Raw genomic sequence first — 25,873 nt, forward strand, 5'->3', positions numbered from 1 at the left:
GTGACAAAGTCCTCGGGAGGGCCCATTTCTCCATTTCCCCGTGAGGAACGATGCCGCCTCTGAGCCCGCAGGACCCGAACTCGCTGAAGGAACTCCTCGCCCGCGAGGTGGCGGCCCTGCGCAAGGCCGCCGTCGGCGCCGCGGGAGTGCGGCTGGACGACGACGGGGTACCGCCCGTGCCGGCTGTTGCGGCGGACCCGCCGGAACAGCCGTGCGCCTGCGGCGCGGGAGAGGGCCCCGGCCACTCCTGCGGCGGCGGGCCGGAGGGGCACGATCCATGGGCCTGCGTCTGCGCCACGCTGCCCGCCATCCCGGTGTCCGCGGCGCTGCTGGTGCCCGTGCGCGACGGGGACGGCCGGACCGTGGACTTCACCGTCCGGGCCGGGAACCACGTCCGGCCGGCGCGGTGGCTGGACTCCCCCGACCGCCACGTGGGCAGCAGGCTGGGAGACGTCCAGCCGGGAGCCGCGGCCTCCGGCCTGGTCGACGCGCTCGCCGAGGTGCTCCGCACCGGTCGCGCCCTGAAGGCGCTGGCGGTGGACTACACCGAGCAGCGCGGGGACGGGCTGCACCGCACCCAGCTGCTCTACGAGGCCGCCTCCTGCGGGGGCAACGTCCTGGCGACCTGGCGGCCCGCCCACAACCGGGCGGAGCTCCTGTCGCGCGACGCGCAGTACATCGCGTCCATGGGCTGGGGGACCTGGGACCTGCTGTCGGGCGAGACCGTCTGGTCCGAGGGCCTGTGCTCGCTGTTCCGCACCGACGCGACCCGGCCCATGTCGCTGTCGGACCTGTGCGACGCCACCCTGCTGGACGACGTACCCCGCTTCGGGAAGCTGCTGCTGGGCCTGCTCGACGGGGAGGAGCCGCCCGGGGCCGAGGTCCGCTTCAGCGTGCTGGGCGAGCTGCGAACCCTGCACCTGGTGGGCCGTCCCGTGCTCTCGACCGACGGGCTCGTCTGGTCGGTGCACCTCATCGCCCGCGACCTCACGGCGCAGGTCCGCAGCCGGCAGCGGCTCGCCGCGACCCGGCGCCAGACGGAGCGCCTGCGCGAGGAGGCGGCGGCCGAGCGGCGGGTGGCCTCGGTGCTGAGGGAGGCGCTGCTGCCCACCCACTCGGCGGAGCTCGCCGGCCTCGGGCTGTCCGTGGCGGCCGCCTACGTTCCCGCGGAGTCGGAGGCGGCCGTCGGCGGCGACTGGTACAAGTGCCGGCTGCTGCCCGACGGCCGGGGCCTGCTCGCCATCGGCGACGCCTGCGGGCACGGGCTGGGTGCCGTCGCGCGGATGGCGCAGCAGCGCCACGCCCTGGCGGGTCTCGCGCACGCGCCGGGAACCCACGCCGGCCAGCTGACCACCTGGCTCAACGAACTGCTGTGCGGCGACCCGGCGGCCCAGACCGCGACCGCGATCATCGGCCACGTCGACGACCGCCGGGACTTCCGCTGGGCCTGCGCGGGCCATCCGGCGCCCCTGCTGCTGCGCGACGGCCGGGCGACGACCCTGGACACCGGGCATCGCGGCCCGCTGTTCGGCATGCTGCCCGGCTACGAGTACGCCACGGCCACGCTGGCACTGAGGCCGGGCGACCTCCTGCTGCTGTACACCGACGGCATGGTCGAGCGGCGCGGCGAGGACATCACCGCAGGCATCGAAGCCCTCCGCGCGGAGCTGGTGGCGTGCGAGGGGCTCGCGGCCCAGGAGGCCCTCGACCGCATCATGGCCGCCTACACGCCGGAGACCCACGAGGACGACACCTGTCTGCTCGCGATCCGGCTGGACTGACCCGCCGGACACCCGGGTCCGGGTGCTTCCGGCGGGCCGTGCGGGCGGACGGGGTCACTGCGGCATGTCCGGGGAGATCTTCGAGGCGTGCACGGTGAGCCGTCCGATCCGCGTCTCGTGGCTGGTCGCGGTCGTGCTGGGGTCGGTGATCCCGTCCGGCCTGGCGTCGCTGAGGTACCACGTGGTGACGGGGTCCGCCGACCCGGACCGCATCTCCTCGATCTTGACGTGGCACGGCTCGGCGGAGGCCTCCGCGGACAGGGCCCAGTCCGCGGCGCCGGGCACGTCGGTGAGGACGCAGTCGTCGAAGGTGAGCGTGAGCTCCTGCCCGGGCAGGCCGAGGTCCCCCTGGGGGCCCAGACCCGTCACCTCCCCGCAGGTGAACCGCTCTCCGCGGACGGTGACGTAGTAGCTGCTCGATGTCTGCGCAACGGATTCGTTCATGCCCCCCGCCTGCCCCGCCCGCTCCCTCACAGACATCGTCTCGACGAGCTGACCGATCGGCGCGGCGCCGTCCTCACCGGTCCGTGGCGAGCACGGCGTGGGTGGTGAGGATGCCGCGAGGCTCTATTGAATACACAACGGTCGTTTCCGATTCGACCGTACTATGCTCATACGCAGAGCGCGAGGAGGCAGGGTGGACGGAGACAGCGGGGACGAAGCGGCCGCGGCGCAGCCCGCCCCGCCCGGGATCGGGACCCGGACCCTGGTGTTCGCCCTCGTCCGCGAGGACGGCACCGTCGATGCCGGCGAGCTGTACTCCGTCGCCGAGGCGCTCGGCATGACGGACCAGCAGGTCAGACTGTGTGTCAAACGGCTCGTCGCCGAAGGCCGGTTCATCCAGGAGGGCCGGGGCCGCAAGGCGCGGCTGCACGCCGCGGCGGACCCCGCCGGGGCCATCGCGCCCGACGCGGAGTACGTCCGCCACGCCTACCGCCAGGACCGGGGCCTCGCCCCCTGGGACGGGACCTGGCACCTGTTCGCCTTCGCCATCCCCGAGACAGCCCGGCAGGCCCGCGACGCCCTGCGCGACAGCCTGCTCCACCTCGGCGCGGCGCCCCTGCAGGGCGGGCTCTACGTCAGCGCCAACGCGATCGGCGAGATCGTCGAGGCCCACGCCCGGCACCTCGGCGTCCTGTCCTCGCTCACCCGCCTCACCAGCCGCGACCTACGGGTCGGCGAGGAAACCGAACCCGCCCGGCTGGCGGCCCTGCTCTGGCCGCTCCGGCAGATCGCCGAGCGCCACGAGGCGCTGGCCGCCCTCGCCGCGGCCCGGCTGGAGAAGCTGGCCGGCCCTGACCTGCCCACCGGGACCGAGCGGCTGACGTACGCCATCGAGCTGGCCGCGGCCTTCACCGCCGCCATGGAGCCCGACCCCCTGCTGCCCCCCGAGCTGCTCCCGCGGCCCTGGCCCGGTGCCGGGGCCCGCGCCCTGGCCGCACGCTGCTGGGACGCCCTCGCCGCGGGGGACGGCGAAGCCCCCGGCCGGCTGCGGCTGTTCCGGCTCTACGACCTCGGCTGACCGCCGGTCAGGAGGCCCTGGAGGAAACCCGGCCCGCTACTGCCAGTCGTCCCACGGCGGGTCCATCTCGTCCAGGTCGAAGGGCGGCTCCTCGTCGTACGGGGCCGCGGACCCGGACGCCGTCGCGGCGTCGGGCACGGCCTCGGCCGCGGGAACCGCCGCCGAGGCCGGGACGGACTCCGCCGCGGGCGCCGACGCGGGGGCCGGGACGGCGGCGGGGGACTGGGCCAGCGTGTCGAGGACGCCCTCGCCGTACTTGGCGAGCTTGGCCTCGCCCACCCCGCCGATCGTGCCCAGCTCCTCCACCGTGCCGGGCAGGCGCGTCGCGATCTCCCGCAGCGTCGCGTCGTGGAAGACCACGTACGCCGGCACGCCCTGCTCGCGGGCCGTCGCGGCCCGCCAGGCGCGCAGGGCCTCGAACACCGGCACGGCGGCCGACGGCAGGTCGACCGGGATGCGGGAGCCCTTGCCCTTGCCCGACGCGGAGTCCTTGCGGGCCGGGACGGCGACCGCCTTCTCCTTGCGCATCGAGACGCTGCGGCGTCCTCCCAGCACCTCGCCGCTGTCGTCCGTCAGCACGAGCGTCCCGTAGTCGCCCTCCACCGCCAGCAGCCGCAGCGCCAGCAGCTGGCGCACGACCCCCCGCCACTCCGCCGTGCCCAGGTCCGCGCCGACGCCGAACACCGACAGGGCGTCGTGGTCGAACTGGATGACCTTGGCGGTCTTCTTGCCCTGCAGGATGTCGATGATCTGGCCGGCGCCGAACTTCTGGCGCCGTTCCTTCGCCAGCCGCCACACCGTGGACAGCAGCTTCTGCGCGGCCACCGTCCCGTCCCAGCACTCGGCCGGGGTCAGGCACGTATCGCAGTTGCCGCACGGCTCGCCCGACTGGCCGAAGTACTCCAGCAGCCGCACCCGGCGGCAGTCGACCGTCTCGCACAGCGCGAGCATGGCGTCGAGGTGCATGCCCAGGGACCGGCGGTGCGCCTCGTCCCCCTCGGAGCCGTCGATGAGCTTGCGCTGCTGCACCACGTCCTGCAGGCCGTACGCCAGCCATGCCGTGGCCGGCTCACCGTCGCGCCCGGCGCGGCCGGTCTCCTGGTAGTAGCCCTCCACCGACTTGGGCAGGTCCAGGTGGGCGACGAACCGCACGTCCGGCTTGTCGATGCCCATGCCGAAGGCGATCGTGGCCACCACCACGACCCCGTCCTCCCGCAGGAAGCGCGCCTGGTTCGCGGCCCGGGTGCGGGCGTCCATGCCGGCGTGGTACGCCACGGCGTCGATGCCGTTCTCCACCAGGGAAGCCGCGGTCTTCTCCACCGAGGCCCGCGAGAGGCAGTAGACGACCCCCGCGTCCCCTTCGTGCTCGGTCCGGATCAGCTCCAGCAGCTGCTTGAGCGGGTTGTTCTTCGGGACGATGCGGTACTGGATGTTCGGCCGGTCGAAACTGGCGACGAAGTGCCGGGCGTCCTCCAGCCCGAGCCGCGCCACGATCTCGGCGTGGGTGGCCTCGGTGGCCGTGGCGGTCAGCGCGATCCGAGGCACCTTCGGCCACCGCTCGTGCAGCATCGACAGGGCCAGGTAGTCGGGCCGGAAGTCGTGGCCCCACTGGGCGACGCAGTGCGCCTCGTCGATCGCGAAGAGCGAGACCTTGCCCCGGTCGAGCAGCCGCTGCGCGCTCTCGGTGCGCAGCCGCTCGGGGGCCAGGTAGAGCAGGTCCAGCTCGTCCGCGAGGAACGCCTGCTCCACGGCCTGCCGCTCGTACGGGTCCTGCGTGGAGTTGAGGAATCCGGCCCGCACCCCGAGCGCGGTGAGCGCGTTCACCTGGTCCTGCATCAGCGCGATCAGCGGCGAGATCACGACGCCCGTGCCCTCTCTGACGAGCGCCGGGATCTGGTAGCAGAGCGACTTGCCGCCGCCGGTCGGCATCAGCACGAGGGCGTCACCGCCGCCGACCACCTGCTCGATGATCTCCTGCTGCTCGCCGCGGAAGGAGCTGTAACCGAAGACGCGGTGCAGTACCTGCAGCGCGTCGGTGGTCTCGGGGGACGCGTCCGGAAGGGCCATTCACGAAGCCTAACGGCTCCCGCCGACACCCCCGATCCGTCCGCCGGAACCTGTGGACAACCGCCTGTCGACCGCCTGTCAAGTGACGAATAGCCGGGTCTACGGCTCCGTCTCCGCGCCCGGCACGGTGGAGGTCGATCGTCCCGCACCACGGCGGGAACGGCCCGCCACCCGGAACGGAGTCCCTCGATGGACCGTCGCGCAGGGGTCTTCGTGACCCGCCGCCCCCGGCTCGTCCTCCTGGCCGCGCTCGCGTTCCTCGTGCTGTCCGTCGTGTTCGGCGCGGAGGCGACCGGCCGGCTGAAGACGCAGGGATACGACGATCCGCGATCCGAGTCCAGCCGAGCCGCCGGCGTGGCGGCCGAGCACCTGGGGGCGTCCCCCAACCTGGTTCTCGTCGCCCAGGCCTCCGGCGGCTCCGTCGACGACCCCGCGGCCCGGAGCGAGGGCGAGGCCCTGACCAGGCGCCTGGCCGCCCAGGCGGGCGTGCGGAACCTGAGCTCGTACTGGACCGGCGGCGCCGCGGAGCTGCGCAGCCGGGACGGCGGGGCGGCCATGCTGGTCGCGCACGTGGACGGCGAGGGGGAACGGCTCGCGGAGCGGGTCACGCGGCTGCGCGACGAGCTGGCCACCCCGGCCGGGGACGTTTCCCGGACGCCCCTGACGGTGCGGGTCGGCGGGTCTGCGCTCGTCGACGCCGAACTCCAGGACATCGCCGAGTCCGACCTGAAGCGCGCCGAGGCCGTCGTCCTGCCCGGAACCCTGATCCTGCTGGTCCTGGTGTTCGGCAGTGTGGTGGCCGCCGCACTGCCCCTGCTGATCGGCGTGCTGTCCATCGCCGGGACGCTGCTGGTCCTGAGCGTTCTCGGCGCCGTCACCGATGTGTCCGTGTTCGCCCTGAACCTCACCACGGCCCTCGGCCTGGGGCTGGGCATCGACTACGGGCTGCTGGTCGTCTCCCGGTTCCGCGAGGAGCTCGCCGCGGGATACCGGCCGCGCAACGCGGCCATCCGGACCGTGCGCACCGCGGGCCACACCATCGGCTTCAGTGCCGCGACGGTCTCCGCCGCGCTCGCGACGCTGCTGGTGTTCCCGCCGTACTTCCTGCGCTCCTTCGCCTACGCGGGCATCGCGGTGGTGGCCATCGCGGCGGTGAGCGCCGTGACCGTACTGCCCGCCCTGCTCGCGCTGCTGGGCCCGCGGGTGAACGCCTGGGCCGTGCCATGGCGCCGCCGGGCCCGGGAAGGCTCGAAGTCCCGCTTCTGGGAGGGGCTGGCGCGGATCGTCGTACGCCGCCCGCTGCTGGCGGCCCTGCCGGTGGTGGGCCTGCTGCTGGTGCTCGCCGGGCCGTTCGCGCACGCCGGTTTCGCCACTCCCGACGACCGGGCGCTGCCGGTCGGCGCGTCCAGCCGGCAGACCGGGGACCTGGTGCGCGGCGCGTTCGACATGAAGGGCTCCAGCGCGCTCACGGTCGTCGTGACGGGGGCCGCGTCCCCGTCGGCGCGGGAGGAGTACGCCCGCCGGCTGTCCGCGCTCCCGAACGTCGCCCAGGTCTCGCCGGTCGCCGCGCCGGCCGGCGACGGCCCGGCCCGGATCTCCGTGGTGCCGCGGGTCGACCCCCAGTCGGGCGCCGCCCAGCGGCTCGTCCACGACATCCGCGAGGCTCCCGCCCCCGAGGGCACGGAGGTGCTGGTCGGCGGACCGAGCGCGGTGCTGGTCGACGCGAAGGCCACGGTGGGAGACCGGCTTCCGCTGGCCCTGTCCGTCATCACCGTCACCACCTTCCTGCTGCTGCTGGGCTTCACGCGCAGTCTGTTGCTGCCGCTGAAGGCCATCGCGCTGAACGCGCTGAGCCTCGCGGCCGTCCTCGGCGCCATGGTCTGGATCTTCCAGTCGGGCCATCTGAGCCACCTGCTCGACTTCACGCCCGGACCGCTCAGCACGACCATGCCGGTGCTGCTGTTCTGCATCGTCTTCGGGCTGTCGGTGGACTACGAGGTGTTCGTCCTCGCGCGCATCAAGGAGGCGCACGACGCCGGGCAGGACAACGCGCGCTCGATCGTCTCGGGCATCGCCCACACGGGCGGGATCGTCACGACCGCCGGTGCGCTGCTCGCCTTCACCCTGCTGAGCTTCGGCACCTCCCAGGTCTCCCTCCTGCAGTTCTTCGGGATCGGCGCGGGCCTCGGCGTGCTCCTCGACGCCACGCTCGTGCGGGGCGTCCTCGTACCGGCGCTCATGCGTCTGGCGGGGGACCTGAACTGGTGGGCGCCGCGGCTGCTGCGGCCCAGGGCGCCGGCGCGGGCGCCCGATCCCGGACCCTCCGGGAGGTGCCCGCCGGCACGGGGCCGGTCCCCGGTCCGCACCCCCTTGTGCGCCCACCCCCCGGCGCCCCGCTGCCCCCGCGCCCCGGCGCGCCGCTGACCCTCACCCGACCGCCCGCACACCCGCGTACCGACCCGACAAGGAAGACCCGTCATGTCTGACATCGCCATCACCGGACTCGGCTGCCGCTTCCCCGGCGCCCCGGACGTCCGCGCCTACTGGGAGCTCCTGCTGAGCGGGGAGCGGCAGTTCTCCGCCGTACCGAAGGAGCGCTGGAACCACGGGATGTTCCACGAGCCCGGCAACCGGTCGGCCCCCAACGCCGCCTACACCGACCAGGTCGCCTTCCTGGAGGACGTGGACCGTTTCGACGCCCTGCACTACGGGGTGCCGCCGGCCCGCGCCCGGGCCATGGACCCGCAGCACCGGCTGATGCTCGACGTGACCCGCGAGGCGCTCGACGACGCCGGGATGGGCCGCGGGGACTTCGACCGGGAGAACACCGGGGTGTTCCTCGGACTGTCGGTGTCCGACTACAAGGACCTGATGGCGGCCCCGATCCGCGCCATCAGCCTGGCGGAGGAGTCCCTCGCCGAGGACGACCGCGCGGGCCTCGACGCCGTGAAGGAGCAGGCGGCCCGGCTCGGCAGCATCCAGAGCTTCACCCTGCCGGGCAGCCTCCTCAACATGGCGTCCGGCACCGTCAGCCGGCAGTTCGACCTCGGCGGTCCCAGCTTCGCCGTCGACGCCGCCTGCTCCGGCTCGCTGGTCGCCCTGGACCAGGCGATCGCCCAGGTGCGCCAGGGCACCTGCCGGATCGCGGTCGTCGGCGGCGTGTACCTCAACCTCACGCCCGACGGCCTGGTCGGCTTCTCCCGGCTCCGCGCCCTGTCGGCCGCGGGGGTGTGCCGCCCGTTCGACGAGGAGGCCGACGGGTTCGTCCTCGGCGAGGGCGCCGGCGCCGTCGTCATCCGGCCGCTGGCCGACGCGCTCGCCGCCGGCGACCGGATCTACGCGGTGGTCAAGGGCATCGGCTCGGCCAACGACGGGTCCTCCCCCGGGCCGCTGGTGCCCACCCCCGAAGGCCAGCTGCGCGCCATGCGCCGGGCCTACGACGACGCGGCGGTCACCCCCTCCTCCGTCGGCTTCATCGAGGCCCACGGCACCGGCACCTCGGTCGGCGACCGGGCCGAGGTCGAGGCGCTGCGGCGGCTGCGCACCGAATACCCCGACGACGACCCCGCCCTGTGCTACCTCGCCGCCGGCAAGGCCCTCATCGGGCACTCGCTGTCCGCGGCGGGCATCGCGGGGCTGATCAAGACGGCCCTGGTGGTGCACCACGGCACTATCGTGCCGCAGCCGCGGACCAGCCCCCACCCGGACCTGGGCATCTGCGCCGCGGGCCTGCGCATCGCGGACAGCGCGCGGCCCTGGCCGCGCGGGGGCGCCCCGCGGCGCGCCGCCGTCAGCTCGTTCGGCTTCGGCGGCACGAACGTGCACGTGGTGCTGGAGGAGCAGCCCGCTCCGGCCCGGCGCCGCCTCTCGGTACGCACCGAGACCCCGGCGCCCCATCTGGTCCTGCTGTCGGCCGGCAGCCGTGAGCTGCTGGAGCGGCACATCGGCGAGGTGCTCGACACCCTGGACGGCGCGCCCCGGGCTCCGCTGGCGGCGGTGGCGCACACCCTGGGCGGGCGGCGGGCGCTGACGGCCCGCCTCGCGATCGTGGCCGGCGACACGGAGGAGTTCACCGAGCGGCTGCGGTACGCGCGCCGGCAGCTCGCCGACAGAGCGGGCGGCAGCCTGGGCGACCTCGGCGAGGGCGCCTTCGCCGCGGACGCTCCGCTGCCGGCCGAACAGCGCCGCATCGCCTTCCTGTTCCCCGGCCAGGGCAGTCAGCGGCCCGGCATGATGCGGGACCTGTACGAGCGGTTCACCGGCTTCCGGTCGGCCGTGGACGCCCTCGGCGCCGTGGCCCGGCGCGACAGCGGCTTCGACCTCGCCGAGCTGCTGTACGGCGGGGCGGGGGCCGGCGACCCCGAAGAGCACAGGCGGCGGCTCGCCGCCACCGAGGTGTGCCAGCCGCTGCTCGGCGCCGTCCAGATCGCGGCCACCCGCCTCCTCGCCGACTGCGGCGTCGCTCCCGACCTCGTCCTCGGCCACAGCGTCGGCGAGTTCGCGGCGGCCGCGGCGGCCGGCGCGCTCACCGACGAGGACACCGTCCGGCTCCTGGTCCACCGGGGAGCGGCCCTGCGGGAGGCCGGGGCGGGCCTCGCGGGCGGAATGCTCGCCGTACAGAGCGACGAGGAGACCTGCCGCGGGCTCCTGGACGGCATCGACGAGGTGTGGCCCGCCTGTTTCAATCAGCGGCGGCAGGTCGTGGTCAGCGGCACGCCGCGCGGGCTCGCCGCCATGCGGCAGGCCTGCGCGGACGCGGGGATCGTCACCGCGGCGCTCGACGTGTCCCACCCCTTCCACTCGCCGCTGCTGGCCCACGCCGACGAGACGATGCGCGCGGACCTCGCCGGCCGGCGGATCAGCGGTCCCGCCCTGCCGTTCGTCTCGTCGGTGGACGCGGCCGTCTGCGCCGACCCCGAGCGGCTGCGCGAGCTGTGGGCGCGGCACGCGTCGGCGCCGGTCCGGTTCGGCGAGGCCGTCGCCGCCGCCTACGAGCAGGGGGCGCGCGTCTTCGTCCAGGTGAGCGGCGGCAGCTCGCTCCTCACCGCGGTCCGCCGCGACCTGGCGGGCCACGGCGACGTGCACGTCGTACCCGCCACGGGCACGGCTCCGGACAGCGGACGCGACCTGGTGCTGGCCCTCGCCCGGCTCGCGGTCCTGGGCGCCCCGGTCGACCCGCGCGCCCTGGTCGCCCGGGAGGACCGCCGGCAGCTGGACCTGCCGGTGGCTCGGCTCGACACCCAGTCCTACTGGGTGCCCGCGCGGCGCCCCGCGCCGCAGGACACCCCCGCCGGGCCGGCCCCGCGCCGGCCCGCACCCGAATCCGCACCCGCACCCGCACCCGCACCCGCTGAGGAGATCCCGATGGACCGCCCCGAGAACCTTCCGGTGAACGAACTGCTCGAACTGGCCCGGCAGCAGGTGACCCTGCTGACGCGCCTCACCGAGGCCCTCCCGGCCCCAGCCGCCCAGGCCCCCGTGTCCCCCGCGGCTCCTCCTGCTCCAACGGCCCCGCCCGCCCCCGTCGCCTCCACCCCCCTGACCCTTGTCGCCCCGGCAGAGGGCACGGTTCCGGCCGGGGACATCGGCGAGGTCACCGCCGCGGTGCTCGGCCACGTGGCCCGGATCAGCGCGTTCCCGGTGGACCGGCTGCGCGCGGACCAGCTCCTGGTCGACGAGCTCGGCTTCGACTCGCTGATGCTCACCGACCTGTTCACCTCCCTGGGGCGGCAGTGGCCGTCGTGGACCTTCGACGACACGACCGCCGACCGGCCGACGGCGGGCCGGATCGCCGCGGCGATCGCGGGCCTGGCCCCGGACTCCGCACCGGCAGCCGTCCCCGCGCAGCGCGCCGCCCACGCCGGCGAAACCCCGGAGGAGGCGGCCGATCCGGCCGACGCCCCGGCGGCGGGCGAGCCGGTCCGCGCCGCCGCCCCGCTGCCCGAGGAGCACACGCGGATCGAATGCTTCCCGGAGGTCGCCGCCCACGGCGAGCGCATCGCCTCGCTCGCGGGGATGGGGCTGCCGAACCCGTACTTCCTCGTGCACGAGGGCGGCATGACGGACACCACCGTCGTCGACGGCCGGGAACTCCTCTCCTTCTCCAGCTACAACTACCTGGGCATGGCCACCCACCCCCAGGTGAACGCGGCGGCCAAGGAGGCGATCGAGCGCTACGGCACGTCGGTGTCCGCCAGCAGGCTGCTGTCCGGCAGCCGTCCGCTCCACCTGGAGCTCGACACCGAACTCGCCGGCCTGCTCGGCTGCGAGGCCGCGATCACTCTGGCCAACGGGCACGCGACCAACGTGACCGTGATCGGACACCTCGTCGGACCCGGGGACCTGGTCATCCACGACTCCCTGTCCCACGACAGCATCCTGCAGGGCTGCAAGCTCTCCGGCGCGACCCGCAGGCCGTTCCCCCACAACGACGCGGCCGCCCTCGACGCCGTCCTCACGCAGGTCCGCCACCAGTACCGGCGGGTGCTCGTCGTCGTCGAGGGCGTGTACAGCATGGACGGGGACATCGCCGACCTGCCCGCCCTCGTCGAGGTCAAGGACCGGCACGGCGCGCTGCTGATGATCGACGAGGCGCACAGCATCGGGACCATCGGTGCGACGGGGCGCGGCATCGGCGAGCACTTCGGCATCGACCGCTCGGCGGTGGAACTGTGGTCGGGCACGCTGTCCAAGGCGATGGCGAGCTGCGGTGGCTACGTGGCCGGCAGCCGCTCGGTCGTGGAGTACCTGCGCTACACCGTTCCCGGCTTCGTCTTCAGCGCCGGCATGACCCCGGCCGACACCGCCGCCTCCCTGACGGCCCTGCGCGTGCTGCGTGCCGAGCCGGAGCGCGTCACGCGTCTCGCGACGAACGCCGCCCTGTTCGTCCGGCTGGCGCGCGAGGCGGGCATCGACATCGGGGACAGCAGCGACACGGCGATCGTCCCGTGCATCGTCGGGGACTCGCTGAAGACCCTGCGCCTCGCCGAGGCCCTGTTCGAGCAGGGCATCAGTGTCAATCCGATCCTCTACCCGGCGGTGCCCGAGGAGATGGCGCGGCTGCGCTTCTTCGTCACCCGCGACCACACGCCCGACCAGATCCGGCGGACCGTGACCGTGCTGGAGCGCGAGCTGCGGCGCCTGGACGCGGTCCCCGCCGCCGCCTGACCCCCGTCATGGACACCGTGCACCGCGGCTTCCAGCCGATCGCGCCGGGACACCCGCACCGGTGGGGCGGAGCCCTCCTCACCGTGGCCCGGCGCCGCGACCTCCATGAGGTGGCGCCGCTGTCGTCCGCCGAACGGCGCGTGGCCGGCGCGCTGCCGGCCGGGCGGCGGGCCGAGTGGGTGGCCGGCCGGCTGCTCGCCAAGCGCCTGGCCGGCGAGCTCCTCGCCGTTCCGGCGCACGACGTGGAGATCCTCCCGCGGAGCGACGGCAGCCCGTACGTCCGTGTCGGCGGCTGCCCGGTGCCCGGCGCGCACGTATCCATCAGCCACACCGCCCGCCACGTCGCCGCGGCCCTCGCGCCGGAGCCGGTGGGCGTGGACCTGTGCGAGACCGCCTCGGCCGACGCGGTCCGCCGGGTCGCGGACCACGCCCTGTCGCCCCGGGAACTCTCGCTGACCGGTACGGACCGGCCCGACGCCTTGGCCGGGGCCTGGGCCCTCAAGGAAGCCGCGGTGAAGGCCGACCGGAGCGGCATCTTCGGCGCCGCTCCGCGCGGCGTCCCGATCCTGGGCCTATGGCCGCCGGTACTCGGCGGACGGCGCCGCGCGATGGTGTGGCAGGCGGGCGAGGCGGTCCTCGCGCTCGTCCTCGCGCACGGGGCGGCGCGGCCGTGACGCCACTGCGTTGGTGCTCCTCGCCCGGCCGGATGATGCTTGTCAGTGGAGCCCCTGGCCGTGCAGGTTGCCGTGGATCAGCGGCAGGAATAGCGAGGGTGAGATGACCGACGCCTTCCATGAGCCGGCATACACCGCCACGGCCACCCTCAGCGAACAGGGCGTCGTGACCGAGTGGAGCGAGGAGGCCTCCCGGCTGCTCGGCTACGCGGCCTCCGAGGTGGTGGGGCTGCCCGCTGCCCGCCTGCTCGCCGACGGCACCGGTGACACGGCGTGGCGGATGCCGCCAGGGCAGGAGCGGTGGAGCGGCACGGTGGCGCTGCGGCACCGTGACGGCCGGCGGCTGGAGGTGGGGCTGCTCGCGCACCGCTGGACGTCGACCGGCGGGGCGGCCAAATGGTTCGTGGTGTCCGCGGTGGGCGAGCCCGGTTCGACCTGGGGCGGACGGCTCGAGGAGTCGGCGTTCACCCAGTCCCCCTGCTTCCTGGCGGTCTTCGACGCGGATCTGCGGCTGCTGCGGGCGAACGCGGGCATGGAGCGCACACTGTCCCTCAGCGAGGCCGAGATGCGCGGGCTGCGCCTGCCGGACATCGCCCCGGATCCGGTGAGCGACGAGACCGAGCGCAGGATGCGCCTGGTGCTGGAGACCGGTGAGCCGCAGGACGTGCAGGCGTTCGTCCGTCCCTCGGGGGCCAGCACGGAGCACGGCTGGGATACCTCGCTGGCGCCGTTGCGGGACCGGGACGGCCGGGTGCACGGGGTGTTCCTGGCCGCGCACGACAGGACCGGCATCGAGGGTGAACAGCAGCTGATGCTGCTGCCGGACGACGGCGGCGCCCGCATCGGCACCACCACGGACACCTCCCGCACCGCGCAGGAGCTGGCCGAGGCGGCCGTACCCCGGTTCGCGGACTTCGCGGTCGTCGACCTGCTGGAGCCGTCCGCGCGCGGCGAGGAGCCCGCCACCGGCCCGGTGGCGGGGCCGGTCGCGGTGTCCCGTGCGGCCGCGCGGTCGGTCCTCGAGGGGAATCCGGAGTCGCAGGTCGCCGTCGGCGGGACGACCGTCTATCCGCCGCTGTCACCCCCGGTCGAGTGCCTGGCCGCGGGCCGCGGAGCCGTGTACGCGACGGCCGACGCGCCGGTCGCCCGGTGGATGGCCGAGGATCCCGGGGCCGCCTGGATCGGCGAGTGGGGGACCCACTCGATGATGGTGGTGCCGCTGCGGGCCGGCGGCGCCGCGCTGGGACTGGCCCTCTTCGGCCGGCACCAGCGCCAGGAGCCCTTCCAGCCGGAGGACCTGTGGCTGGCCCAGGAGCTCGCGGGCAGGGCCGCCGTCAGCATGCACAAGGCGCGCCGGTTCAACCGGGAGCACACCAGCACCATGACCCTGCAGCGCAGCCTGCTCCCGCAGACGCTGCCCGCGCACGCGGCGCTCGAGACCGCCTCCCGCTACCTGCCCGCCGGTACCGACGCGGGCGTGGGCGGCGACTGGTTCGACGTGATCCCGCTGTCCGGCGCCCGGGTGGCGCTGGTCGTGGGCGATGTCGTCGGACACGGCATGCGGGCCGCGGCCACCATGGGCCGGCTGCGCACGGCGGTGCGCACGCTGGCCGACGTCGACCTGCCGCCCGACGAGCTGCTCACCCACCTGGACGACCTGATCATCCACCTGGCCGCCGACGAGGCCGACCGGGACGCGGCCGGGGAGGCCGCCGGGGGCATCGGCACCACCTGCCTGTACGTGGTGTACGACCCGGTCACCCGGCACTGCACCGTCGCCCGGGCCGGCCACCCGCCGCCCGTGGTGGTCTCCCCCGAGGGCTCCGTGTACCTCCTCGACGTCCCCGCCGGCCCGCCGCTGGGTCTGGGGGGCCTGCCCTTCGAGCCCGTCGACGTCGAGCTTCCCGAGGGCAGTGTGATCGCCCTGTACACGGACGGCCTGCTGCAGGCCCGGGACCACGACATCGACGAGGCCCTGGACGGGATGTTCGCGGCCCTCGCCCGTCCCGCGACCACGCTGGACACGGTCTGCGACCGGGTGCTGACGGCGATGCTGACCCACCCTCCCGAGGACGACGTCGCCCTGCTCGTGGCCCGCACCCGGGCCCTGCACGCCGACAAGGTCGTCGTGTGGGACCTGCCCTCCGACCCCTCCGTCGTCGCCGGGGCCCGCCGGTACACCACCGAGCAGCTGACGGCCTGGGGCCTGGACGAGGCCGCCTTCGTCGCCGAGCTCGTGGTCAGCGAACTGGTCACCAACGCCATCCGCTACGGCCGGCCGCCCATCCAGCTGCGGCTGATCCACGAGAACAACACCTTGATCTGCGAGGTGTCCGACTCGAGCAACACCGCCCCCCACCTGCGGCGTGCCCGTACCTTCGACGAGGGCGGACGGGGCCTGCTGCTGGTCGCGCAGCTCGCCCACCGCTGGGGCACCCGGCACGCCCCCATCGGCAAGACCATCTGGGCCGAGCAGACCCTCGTGGGGTACTGAGGCGGGCGGCGCCGGGGTCGCCTGTGACACGCCTGTGACGGTCGGCGGACCGTGTCATGAAGTCGCGCGAACAGTCTCTTTATCAGGGACATACGGCGACATTCGCTGACAAGTCCCCTGCTTCCGAGGACGTGAGCAGTGATGACCGCACCGCCCCGTCGGAGGAAATCATGAGCCTCACCCTCGTCCCGCCGCACGCCGAAGCCCCCGCACCCGCGCTGGCCCCGCGTGAGCAGGAAGCACTGCGGCACATCGCCGCAGGGTGCACCTACCTGCAGACGGCCCGCAGCATGGGGCTCTCCAAGCACACGGTCGACGCCTACCTCCGCCGGATCCGCGCCAAGCTGGGCGCCAACACCACGGCGGAGCTGACCCGGCTGGCGATCGCCCTGGGGATGTGAACGGCGCGGTCCGGGGCTCCTACAGCGGCCCGCGGAAGACCGGCCCGGCCCAGGCCGGCGGCTCCGGCAGGGGCGCCGTGTCCTCCGGGACCCCGGGAGACCGGGAGTCCGGCGCGGGCGGCTGAGCGCCGCGACGGCCGTGCCCGGTGGCGGCCCGCAGGGCTGCCACGAACTCCAGGCAGGACCCGTAGCGGTCCTCGGGCACCTTCGCCAGGGCTTTGCACATCACCTCGTCCGCCGCACGCGCGACATCCGGCCTCCTCTCCGTCAGGAGAGGGGGCCCGTCGTATTGGTGCGCCCACAGCAGGGCCGCGGCGTCGTCGCGCTCGAAGGGCGGCCCGCCGGCGAGGGTTTCGTAGACGACGCACGCCAGGCTGTAGAGGTCGCACCTGCCGTCCACCGGCCGGCCGGAGATCTGCTCCGGCGCCATGTAGTCGAGCGTGCCCACGAACTCTCCGGTGTGGGTGAACCCGGTGAGCGAGAGCGCCCGCTTCGTCAGTCCGAAGTCCGTGAGGTAGATGTGCTCGGGGTGCTCGCTGTCGGTTCCCGCGGCCACCAGGATGTTGCCGGGCTTGACGTCCCGGTGCACCAGATCGTGTTCGTGGGCCGCGTCGAGGGCGGAGGCCACCTGGGCGGCGATGCGCAGGGCGGTCGCGACGGGGAGCCGGCCCTCCCGGTCCAGCAGGGCGCGCAGGTCCAGGCCGGAGACGTAGCGCATGGCGATGTACAGGACGCCGTCGGTCTCGCCGGCTTCGAAGATGGGCACGATGTGCGGGTGGTCGATGGACGCGGCCACCCGTGACTCGTGGGTGAAGCGGCGGCGGAAGGTTTCGTCGCGGGCCCGCTCCGGGGCGATCAGCTTGAGGGCGACCGTACGGTCCAGGCGCAGGTCCTTGGCGCAGTAGACGACGGCCATGCCGCCGCGGCCGAGCATGCGCTCGACCCGGTAGCCCGCGATCTGCTTCCCGATCAGGGCGGAGGGCCGGCCCGTGTAGCTGCTCAGGTTCGGTGCCGTCATGCCGACCCCGTCCTCGATCGTCCGCGACCAGCCGTACCGAGAAGTCTATCGAGTGGTCCACGGCCGTGCCCGCCACCCGCCGGAGCGGGTGACGGGCTGCGGGTGGCACACGCTCCGCCTGTCACGCGGGTCAGCCGGCTCCGCCGTCGCCGCCGCGGCCGCCGAAGCCGCTGGTCTGGCAGCCGACGCCGACGCAGATTCCGCCGTCGCCGCCGAGGCCGCCGGCTCCGCCGTCGCCGCCGGGGCGCGCGGCCCCGCCGTTGCCGCCGTTGCCGCCGTTGACGCTGCCGTTGCACACGCCGACGCAGACCCCGCCCCTGCCTCCGGTCTGGCCGGTGCCGCCCGTCGGGCCGGTGGCTCCGGCGCCGCCGTTGGCGCTGCCGTTGCAGAGCCCGGCGCAGACGCCGCCGGCGGTGCCCTTGCCGTTGGTGCCGTTCACCGATCCGTCGCACTTGCCCGCACAGACCTTGTCGCCGACGCGGACGCTGCCGTTGCCCACGTTGACGCCGCCCAACGAGCCGCTGCCGAAGCGGCCGCCGCCGGGCCGGTCGTCGCCGCTGTACGCGGAGCCGTACTCCTGGCCGAGGGCCGGGGCCGTCTGGACGGACGGGGCGGGGGCCGCCATGGCGGCGGGGGTCATGGCGCCGGCGCCGAGCAGCGTGGTCGACACGACGAGACCGAGGCGGAACTTCCAAGAACGTCGGATGCGCATGTGATTCTCCGTTGGCTGGATATCGGTTTCGAGAAGCGGGCCGGCGGTCCGTCCGCCGGCCCGCTGGCCCCCCGGCCTCACGAGGTGCTGAGGCCGCTTCCCATCAGGGCGAACCAGTCGCCGTCGACGTACTGGCGCTTCCAGGTGTCGAGCTGCTCCTCCGAGATGTCGTACTTCTTGGCGATCTTCTCCTTGGTCTCGTCCGAGTCGTCGGCCAGCAGGGTCAGCACGATGCGCACCTTGTCCACCACCGTCAGGTCCGACTTCTTCTTGTCGGGGAGGTCGTCGAATCCGAGGACGCAGCCCACCCCGCCGGGCTTGCCGGGCTCACCCGGCCGGCCCGGCCGGCCGCCCTTGCCGCCCTCGCCGCCCTTTCCGCCTTCTCCGCCCTTTCCGCCCCCGATGCAGGTGGAGGCATCGGCCACGGCAGCCGAGGTGACGCCCGCCGGGCTGTGGTGCACCGACGCCTGCGCGGTGACGGCCGTACCGGTGACCAGAGCGATCGAGGTCGCGGCCAGGATGAGCGGGCGCTGCCAGGAAATCGTGAACATGGGGTTCTCCGTGGGTGTGGTCAAGAAGGGGTCGGGGGTGGAGGGGGAGGCCGGAGGGCCTCCCCCGTGGGCCGGGCGCTCCGATCAGAACAGGGAGCCGCCGCCGCTCCCGCCGTCGCCGCCGAGGCCGCCGATCAGGCCGCCGAAGCCGCCGTCGCCGGCGTCCCCGCCCTTGCCGCCGTTGAAGATGCTGAAGCCGCCGTCGCCGCCGCTGCCGCCCTTGCCACCGATCAGCCGGCCGTCACCGCCGCCGCCACCGCCACCGCCCTCGCCGCCCTCGATGATTCCGAAGCCGCCGTCGCCGCCGTCACCGCCGGCGCCACCGATGCGGCCTTCGCCACCACCGCCGCCGCCACCGCCGCCACCGCCGACGAGGAGCCCGTCGCCACCGGCGCCACCGTCTCCGCCCTCGCCGCCGGTGCCGGTGACGCTGCCACCGCCGGCGCCGCCGGAACCACCGCCGCCGCCGACGAGGCCGCCGCCCCCGCCCTTGCCGCCCTTGCCTCCGGCCCCACCGTCCTCCACGAAGGAGATGACATGACCGGGCATCGGAGCCGCCATGGCCGTGGAAGCGGGGAGGGCGATCCCTCCGCCGATCACAGCAGCGGAAGCGATGAGCGTGGCGATACGAATCTTGCGGTTCATGATTTTCTCCAAGCTATTAAAGGTGATGGATCGAAGTGCCCCGGGGATGGGGCGGTGCGGTTGTTTGTCGCCTCATTTCGTTTCCGGTGAGGCCCGCACCACAAGTAAGCCCCGGCGGGAACACCCGGGTCACGTTCCGGAAAGTCGGGACTTGACACGCCCCTAAACGTCGGATAAAACCCCGCCCGCGCGCCTCCACAACGCCCTGAACAGGTGCGGAGCTCCCCCGGGACATTGGTCCTATAGCGAGCGGTGGCCCCCGGCGGCCAAAGTAGTGACCACGGCGAGGGCGAGCGGCACAGGCCACGAGGGAGTGATCATGACTCGGATATCCATCGATCCCGGACGCTTCAGCCAGTTCGGTGAAGCCACCGGAAGCACTTTCTGCCTGGTCACGAACCCCGAATTGGTCGATCAGTTCGAGATCGTCGAATCCGCCGCATACAAGGGCTACCTCACGATTCCGATGGGCACGGGTGACCGTTTCGAGGACATCCTCGAAAAGCGGATCCCGGAGCCGGCCCACATCCTGGTGATCTCACCCCACCGGTTCTTCGCGTCCCCGGATCCCGATCTGGTGGGGCAGCGGAAGATCATGGGCATGGCGTGCAACTCGACGCCCACCACCCTCGACGAGATCCGGCACTTCCTCGGGGTCATGGAGCGGACCTCGTCGGCCGACCAGGCGGCGTTCTGCGACACGTTCTTCGAGCTCGCCGAAGAGGCCGAGCACCTGGTGTACGCCGACCCCGTGCACGGCACCCGGGCCGTACTGGACCACCTCCGCGACGGCCTGGTGTGGAACCAGCAGGCCGGGCCGCTCGAGTGGGGCGACCAGCAGATCGTGCCGTCCGGCGAGATCAGCGTGCTGCCGGTGGAGATCAGGGAGTTCGACGAGGCCCTGAAACTGCCGCTGGAGGGCGAGATCACGCTGCGCGGCTACCCGATCCTGCACAACGGCACCCCGTCCTTCTCCCGGACCGACCAGGCCCGCATCCACTCCCAGCTCTGGACGATGCGCGACAACGCCATCAAGGCCACGGTCGAGGACGGCAGGATCACGCGCCTGGAGGCCCTGGACCCGGGAGCCGCGCCGGCCGTGGCGATGCTGGAGCAGATGTTCGCGGTGGACTCCCGCTACCGGATCGTGTGGGAGATCGGCCACGCGCTGAACACGTCCCTCGACATCCTTCCCGGCAACCACGCCATGAACGAGGTGTACGGCGGCACGGAAGGCTGCCTCCACTACGGCCTCGGGCTCACTCCGTACACCCAATACCACCTGGACATCATTTCGCCCGACACGCGCGTCCTCACGAGCAATGGACTGGCGCTGATCGGCCACCCGGACCACCCCACGGTGGAGAGGGTCGTCACCGCGGACTAGCGGCTTTCGACCTTCGGACCGTTCGGGGTGAATGCAACAGAATCCGATTCAAACAGGAGGTGACTGTCATGAAGAAGATCAAGGTGCAGAAGAACCGCAACTACCTGGGCACGCTCCTGGGCTGAGTACCGACCCGTGGCGGGGCATGCGAATGCCCCGCCACGGGGTTCTCGTCTTCTCACCGTAGGGAGTTCGCCCGTGTCACCGCTGGAGCTCACCACCCATGATTTCGGTCAGTTCGGCGAGCCGGCCGAGACTTTCTGTCTGATCACGAGTGAGGACGGCGGCGAGCACATCTCGTTGCCGCCCGGTGACGGGTATTCCCGCGTGATCCACCTGACACTGCCGCGCGGTACGCGCCTGGGCACACTGATCGAGCGGAGCGTTCCGCCGGACGCGCACGTCCTGGCCGTCTGTCCCGGCCGCTTCCTCGACTCGCCCACGCCGCAGGAGCTGGGCGCGCGCAAGCTGGCCGTACTGCCCGCCGGCTCCACCCCGCTCACCGACGAGTACGTCCGCTACTTCCTGCGCAGCGCGGCGAAGACCGACATCGCCCAGCAGGCGGCCACCGCGGAGGAGTTCTTCGACCTCGTCGGGGACAGCGACCGGCTGACGATCGTGGACGACGCCTCCGGCACGGAAGCCGAGTTCGACCACACGGTGGGCGAGTGCGTCTGGAACCAGCAGGCGGGCGTCCTGGAACCCGGCGACCAGCAGATCTTCCCCTCCGGCAAACTGAGCGTCACCGCCGCGGAGATCACCACCTTCGAGCCGGAAGCCCGGCTGCTCGGTCTCAACGGGGACCTGACGCTGCGCGGGTGGCCGATCGTGCACCGGCACGCGGACCCCGCCGACGGTGCCGAGCAGCAGCGGCTGTTCGAGGCGCTCTCCCCCCTCGTGTCACACGCCGTCACGCTCCACGTCACCGCCGGCCGCATCGAGGGGGTCACCCCGCAGACCTCGGGGGCCGCGCCGGCCGCCGCGGAGCTGGACAAGCTCCTCACCGACGATCCGCGTTACCGCGTCATATGGGAACTCGGCTTCGGGATCAACACCACCACAGAGGTCATTCCGGCGAACTGCGGACCCAACGAGGTGTACGGCGCCACCGGCGGCGTGGTCAACCTCGGCATCGGCATCACCCCCGCCACGCGCTTCGCCCTGGCCTTCCTCTGCCCCCGCAGCTCGCTGCTGACATCGGACGGAACCGCCGTCCTCGGCGCCCGCAAGGCGGTGCGCCGAGGACGGATGCAGCGCGTCTCCAGCGCGAGCTGCGGCTGCCACTGACCCCACAGGAGGGAAGCAAGCCCATGACCATCAACCCGGAACTGCGCAAGCGGGTCGACGCGATCCTCGACACCTTCATCAAGGACTTCTACGAGACGGTCCCGTTCGCCCAGCACCAGAAGAACGCGGCCGAACTCAACCTGGACTACTACAAGCGCCACAACATCGAGACCATCCTGCGGCTGCGCCGCAAGCGCACCATCGACGCGCTGGCCATCAAGTACTTCACCAAGGTCGACCCGGTGCAGGCCAAGGCCTGGGCGCACTACACCGACGACGAGATGCTGCACGACCGGCTGTTCGCGGCGGACCTCGCCAAGGTCGGCGTCACCAAGGACCAGATCTACTCCACCGAGCCGATGCTCTCCACGAAGCTGCTCACCGGCTACCTCCAGTACGGCATGGAGTTCGAGGACAGCCCGCTCGCGCTGATCACCAGCGTGTACTTCGTGGAGTACGTGACCACCCGCACCCAGCCCGAGTGGCTGGACAACCTGGAGAACGTCCTCGGCCAGGAGAACGTGAAGGGCGCGCGCGCCCACGTCAACACCGACCTCGACGACGACCACGACGACTTCGTGTGGCGGGTGATGAGCACCCTGGTCACCTCGGACGCGGACGAGCAGAAGGTCGTCGAGCACCTCAACCACGTGTACTGGCTGTGGAAGCTCTACTTCGTCGAGCTGCACCAGCTCACGGTGCTCGGCCGCACCGGGGCCCAGATCCCGCTGCCCACCTCGGCCGACGTCTGAGCGGGGCCGTCCGTGCCGGACAACGACCGGGGCGCACGGCCGATCGGGCGGCAGGGAGTCGAGGTGATGGCCCTGCCGCCCGGCCGGGAGCTGCCCACCGAGACCGAGAAGTGGATCGTGGACGGCCTGGTGGAGACCATGCCGGGGCTGCAGACCCGCCAGCTGTTCACGCTCCGCCGCGACATGCTGACCGATGCCGACTACGTCGTCGTCGGGGTGGACCGGGAGCGCGACCGCGTGGTCTCGCTGCTCACGTCGCACTGGGCGCGGATCCCGTCGGGGCGCTCCTGCCTGCACGTCATGATCCAGTTCGTGGGCGACAAGTACCGCAACGGCCCGGTCTTCGGTGAGAGCTGGTCCGTCCACTTCGCCCGGCTGCTGGCCGACGGCCGCCCGTTCCCCGAGGTGATCGCGCTCAAGACGTACAACCCCGTGGTGCACTGCGCGATGTCGGCGTTCAGCGGGCATCCGGACATCGGCATGTACCCGGATCTGGCGGGCGAGGACGACAGCCAGGAGGCGCTGGCCGCCGAGGTGGCCGCGGCGCTCGCGCCCGGCGCGCCCTTCGACGCTGCCCGGGGCGTCTTCCCGGACATCGGGCGTCCGCGCGACCTCTACCGGGAGCGGCCCACCAGCTACGTGCCCGAGGCGAACGCGTACTTCGAACGGCACGCGGCGCCCGGCGACCGGGTGCTGTGCATGCTGCACGTCCCCACGCAGGACGGGGCGCACTCGATCCTCGCGGCGCTGGGTGTACCGCTGCCCTCCGGGCGCGGCTGAGGCCCGTACCGGACCCGGAAGCACGGAATTCGGATTTCGGACCTCGAGGAACGCGAGACAGCCATGGCAGACGTCGCCTTTCCCTCCGACTACGCGCGGGCCCGCGCGGACTTCCTGCGCGCCGCCGAAGCGGCCGGCGCCCGACTGAGGTCGTTCGCGCTGCCGGGGCACCGGGGGCCCGACGGCGGCGAGCTCTGCGTCGACACCGCCTACGTGGGGCCGCCCGGCCCGCGCAAGCTGCTGGTGACGGTCTCCGGGACGCACGGCATCGAGGGCTTCTGCGGCTCGGCGTGCCAGACCGGGATCCTGCTGCGGGAGGGGATGGCGAGGCAGGCCGGGCCGGGGACGGGCGTGCTGCTCGTGCACGCCCTCAACCCGTACGGCTTCGCGTACCTGCGGCGGGTCAACGAGGACAATGTCGACCTCAACCGGAACTTCGTCGACCATGCCGCGCCGCCCCACAACGACGCGTACGACGCCGTCCACCCGGCTCTGCTGCCGCCCGACTCCCCCGCCTTCGCCCCGGGCGAGCTGGTGGCCGGCCTGAACGCACTCCGCGACCGGCTCGGCCCGCAGACCCTGCAGGAGGCGGTCACCCGGGGCCAGTACCGGCACGCCGACGGCCTGTTCTACGGCGGTGTGCGGCCCGTCTGGTCCCAGCGGGTGTTCCGGACGGTTGTGGCCGAGCAGATCGCCGGCGCCGCGCACGTCGCCTACATCGACCTGCACACGGGGCTCGGCGAACGGGGTGTCGGCGAGCCGATCTTCCGCGGCGGCCGCGACCCCGATGCCCACGAACGGGCCCGGCGCTGGTACGGGGACGCGCTCACCGCCTCGGAGCTGGGCACCTCCTCGTCGACGCCCATCGTGGGCAATACCGCGACCGCGGTGGCCGACGGCCTGGGGCCGGACGGCCGGCTCACGGCCATCACCCTGGAGTTCGGCACCCAGCCCGGTCCCGAGGTGCTGCTCGCGCTGTGCGCGGACGCGTGGCTGCACCGCCGCCACGCGCCGGGCGAGGCGGTCCGCTCCGAACTCAAGCAGCTGATCCGTGCGGCGTTCTGCCCGGCGGACGACGCCACCTGGCGCGAGCGGATCGGCCGGCGGGCGCGCGAGGTCTTCGGCCAGGCGCTCGCCGGCCTCGCGGACGCGAAGCCGGAGGAAGCCCGATGACGGCGCGTGGCAGGAAATCGTGGACGGACGTCAGTCTGGCCACTGTCGCCCTGGCCTGCACCATCGCAGAGTAATCCCATGGCAAGCAGCGATTCCCCCTCCGCAGTGAACGAGACGGAGCCACAGCCCGCCCACGTCGGGGTCAAGACGGTCTGGCGGGAGTCACCGACAGCGGTGAAGTCCCTGCTCGTCGGCACCGCGGTGAACAGACTCGGCGGTTTCATCCAGGTCTTCATGGTGCTGTACATGACGCAGCGCGGGTTCTCCGACACCCAGGCCGGCATCGCACTCGGCGTCTACGGCGCGGGGACCGTGCTGGGGGTGCTCACCGGCGGCTGGATGTCCGACCGGGTCGGGCCGCGGCTGACCATCATGTCGACGCTGGTGGGCTCGGCGCTGCTGTTCCCCGCGGTCCTCTACCTGGACAGCTACGCGGCGATCCTGGTGGTCATCGGAGGCGGCGCGGCCCTGAGCCAGGCGTACCGCCCCGCGTCCACGAGCATGATCAGCCAGCTGATCCCCGCCGAACGCCAGGTCATGATCTTCGCCATGGTCCGGCTGGCCATCAACCTCGGTACGACCGCGGCCCCGCTGCTGGGCGCGGCGCTGGTCCAGGTGTCGTGGGACTTCCTCTTCTGGGGCGAGGCGGTGGCGATCCTGGTCTTCGCGACCGTGGCCGGGGTGACCCTGCCCCGGGCCCCGGGCGGGTCCGGGGAGAACGAGGCGGCAGGAGCCGCGGAGCCGGGGACTGCGGCGGGCCGCAAGCCGAGCTATCTGGCGGTGCTGTCGGACGGCCGCTACGTGCTGTTCCTGCTGGCGATGTTCGCGAGCTCCCTCATCTACATCCAGTACGTCTCGACCCTTCCGCTGACGGTCAAGCACCTCGGCCTGGGCACCGGCGTGTACGCCGCGATGGTCGCGCTGAACGGCGCGCTCGTCATCACCTGCGAACTGCTGGTCGCCAAGGTGGTGCAGCGCTGGCCGGCCCGGATCGCGGTGATCGCCGGTGTGGCGCTGACCGGCATCGGAATGAGCCTGTACGCGCTGCCGTGGGGGATCGCCGCGCTGGTGATCGCGACCCTCGTCTGGTCGCTCGGCGAGATCATCGGCTATCCGACGCTCTTCTTCGCCTATCCGGCGCAGGCCGGCCCGCCCGAGCTGCGCGGCCGCTACCTGGGCGCGTCGAACTCGCTGTACGGACTCGGCACCGCGGTGGGCCCGTTCCTCGGCGTCATGCTCTGGAACCGGTTCGGAGACGGCCTGTGGCTCGGCTGCGGGGCCGTCGGGCTGCTCGCGGTGGGGGCCGCCTGGCTGGGTGTGCGTCCCACGCCTGCCGCCGACCGCAAGCCGCCGCGTACCGAGCCGGACGGCGCGGCGGGGTCCGGCGAGGGCCTCGGCACCGGTGCGGAGGCCACCGTCGGCAAGTGAGGCAGGCAGCCCACGCACTACTCAGGAGGAAAAG

At 73.1% G+C, this 25,873-nt stretch carries 19 protein-coding genes; 13 read left to right on the plus strand and 6 right to left on the minus strand.

The window, feature by feature from the left end; translation table 11 throughout:
• Positions 1 to 50 precede the first annotated feature (50 nt).
• Positions 51 to 1,781, plus strand: a complete 1,731-nt coding sequence (locus BGK67_RS06535; RefSeq protein WP_069919014.1) for a PP2C family protein-serine/threonine phosphatase — start codon at positions 51 to 53, stop codon at positions 1,779 to 1,781.
• A gap of 54 nt (positions 1,782 to 1,835) precedes the next feature.
• On the opposite strand, the gene BGK67_RS06540 is transcribed toward BGK67_RS06535, so the two are convergent.
• Positions 1,836 to 2,225: a hypothetical protein gene (locus BGK67_RS06540; RefSeq protein WP_069919015.1), complete on the minus strand. Its 390-nt coding sequence runs from the start codon at positions 2,223 to 2,225 to the stop codon at positions 1,836 to 1,838.
• 163 nt (positions 2,226 to 2,388) lie between these two features.
• On the opposite strand from BGK67_RS06540, the gene BGK67_RS06545 reads away from it, so the two are divergent.
• Positions 2,389 to 3,303, plus strand: a complete 915-nt coding sequence (locus BGK67_RS06545) for a PaaX family transcriptional regulator C-terminal domain-containing protein (protein WP_079154051.1) — start codon at positions 2,389 to 2,391, stop codon at positions 3,301 to 3,303.
• A 36-nt stretch (positions 3,304 to 3,339) separates the two neighbouring features.
• On the opposite strand, the gene recQ is transcribed toward BGK67_RS06545, so the two are convergent.
• Positions 3,340 to 5,370, minus strand: a complete 2,031-nt coding sequence (gene recQ / locus BGK67_RS06550) for a DNA helicase RecQ (protein WP_069919017.1) — start codon at positions 5,368 to 5,370, stop codon at positions 3,340 to 3,342.
• A gap of 189 nt (positions 5,371 to 5,559) precedes the next feature.
• Here recQ and BGK67_RS06555 point away from each other — a divergent pair, with 189 nt between their 5' ends.
• From BGK67_RS06555 to BGK67_RS06575, 5 genes are all read left to right on the plus strand, one after another.
• Entirely contained in the window at positions 5,560 to 7,794 is a 2,235-nt protein-coding gene (locus BGK67_RS06555) for an MMPL family transporter (protein ID WP_069919018.1), read from the plus strand.
• 54 nt (positions 7,795 to 7,848) lie between these two features.
• The gene (locus BGK67_RS06560) at positions 7,849 to 12,537 is read left to right on the plus strand and encodes a type I polyketide synthase (RefSeq protein WP_069919019.1); all 4,689 of its coding nucleotides are present in this window, start codon (positions 7,849 to 7,851) and stop codon (positions 12,535 to 12,537) included.
• 8 nt (positions 12,538 to 12,545) lie between these two features.
• Complete coding sequence (locus BGK67_RS06565; RefSeq protein WP_069919020.1) at positions 12,546 to 13,211, plus strand: 4'-phosphopantetheinyl transferase family protein; 666 nt, start codon at positions 12,546 to 12,548, stop codon at positions 13,209 to 13,211.
• Positions 13,212 to 13,314: 103 nt separating this feature from the next.
• Entirely contained in the window at positions 13,315 to 15,705 is a 2,391-nt protein-coding gene (locus BGK67_RS06570; RefSeq protein WP_069919021.1) for a SpoIIE family protein phosphatase, read from the plus strand.
• A 170-nt stretch (positions 15,706 to 15,875) separates the two neighbouring features.
• Complete coding sequence (locus BGK67_RS06575) at positions 15,876 to 16,106, plus strand: response regulator transcription factor (RefSeq protein WP_069919022.1); 231 nt, start codon at positions 15,876 to 15,878, stop codon at positions 16,104 to 16,106.
• A gap of 19 nt (positions 16,107 to 16,125) precedes the next feature.
• On the opposite strand, the gene BGK67_RS06580 is transcribed toward BGK67_RS06575, so the two are convergent.
• The 4 genes from BGK67_RS06580 to BGK67_RS06595 form a co-directional block, all read right to left on the minus strand.
• Complete coding sequence (locus BGK67_RS06580; RefSeq protein ID WP_069919023.1) at positions 16,126 to 17,124, minus strand: serine/threonine-protein kinase; 999 nt, start codon at positions 17,122 to 17,124, stop codon at positions 16,126 to 16,128.
• A gap of 130 nt (positions 17,125 to 17,254) precedes the next feature.
• Positions 17,255 to 17,836, minus strand: coding sequence for a hypothetical protein (locus BGK67_RS38735; protein WP_069919024.1), 582 nt, complete (start codon positions 17,834 to 17,836; stop codon positions 17,255 to 17,257).
• Positions 17,837 to 17,913: 77 nt separating this feature from the next.
• Positions 17,914 to 18,387, minus strand: a complete 474-nt coding sequence (locus tag BGK67_RS06590; protein WP_069919025.1) for a hypothetical protein — start codon at positions 18,385 to 18,387, stop codon at positions 17,914 to 17,916.
• Between the two features lie 84 nt (positions 18,388 to 18,471).
• Positions 18,472 to 19,032, minus strand: a complete 561-nt coding sequence (locus BGK67_RS06595) for a hypothetical protein (RefSeq protein ID WP_107488781.1) — start codon at positions 19,030 to 19,032, stop codon at positions 18,472 to 18,474.
• Positions 19,033 to 19,351: 319 nt separating this feature from the next.
• Here BGK67_RS06595 and BGK67_RS06600 point away from each other — a divergent pair, with 319 nt between their 5' ends.
• The 6 genes from BGK67_RS06600 (at position 19,352) to BGK67_RS06625 (ending at position 25,839) form a co-directional block, all read left to right on the plus strand.
• Positions 19,352 to 20,419, plus strand: a complete 1,068-nt coding sequence (locus BGK67_RS06600) for a hypothetical protein (RefSeq protein ID WP_069919026.1) — start codon at positions 19,352 to 19,354, stop codon at positions 20,417 to 20,419.
• Between the two features lie 198 nt (positions 20,420 to 20,617).
• The gene (locus BGK67_RS06605; protein WP_069919027.1) at positions 20,618 to 21,706 is read left to right on the plus strand and encodes a hypothetical protein; all 1,089 of its coding nucleotides are present in this window, start codon (positions 20,618 to 20,620) and stop codon (positions 21,704 to 21,706) included.
• A 23-nt stretch (positions 21,707 to 21,729) separates the two neighbouring features.
• Positions 21,730 to 22,458 carry a hypothetical protein gene (locus BGK67_RS06610; RefSeq protein ID WP_069919028.1) on the plus strand — a complete coding sequence of 243 codons (729 nt, stop codon included), beginning with the start codon at positions 21,730 to 21,732 and terminating at the stop codon, positions 22,456 to 22,458.
• 12 nt (positions 22,459 to 22,470) lie between these two features.
• On the plus strand, positions 22,471 to 23,238 hold the full coding sequence (locus tag BGK67_RS06615) for a hypothetical protein (protein WP_141754016.1): 768 nt from the start codon (positions 22,471 to 22,473) through the stop codon (positions 23,236 to 23,238).
• A 63-nt stretch (positions 23,239 to 23,301) separates the two neighbouring features.
• On the plus strand, positions 23,302 to 24,411 hold the full coding sequence (locus tag BGK67_RS06620; RefSeq protein WP_069919030.1) for a M14 family metallopeptidase: 1,110 nt from the start codon (positions 23,302 to 23,304) through the stop codon (positions 24,409 to 24,411).
• Between the two features lie 78 nt (positions 24,412 to 24,489).
• Entirely contained in the window at positions 24,490 to 25,839 is a 1,350-nt protein-coding gene (locus BGK67_RS06625) for an MFS transporter (protein WP_079154052.1), read from the plus strand.
• Positions 25,840 to 25,873 lie beyond the last annotated feature (34 nt).

The sequence above is a fragment of the Streptomyces subrutilus genome (genome assembly GCF_001746425.1).
Taxonomy (GTDB): Bacteria; Actinomycetota; Actinomycetes; order Streptomycetales; family Streptomycetaceae; genus Streptomyces; species Streptomyces subrutilus_A.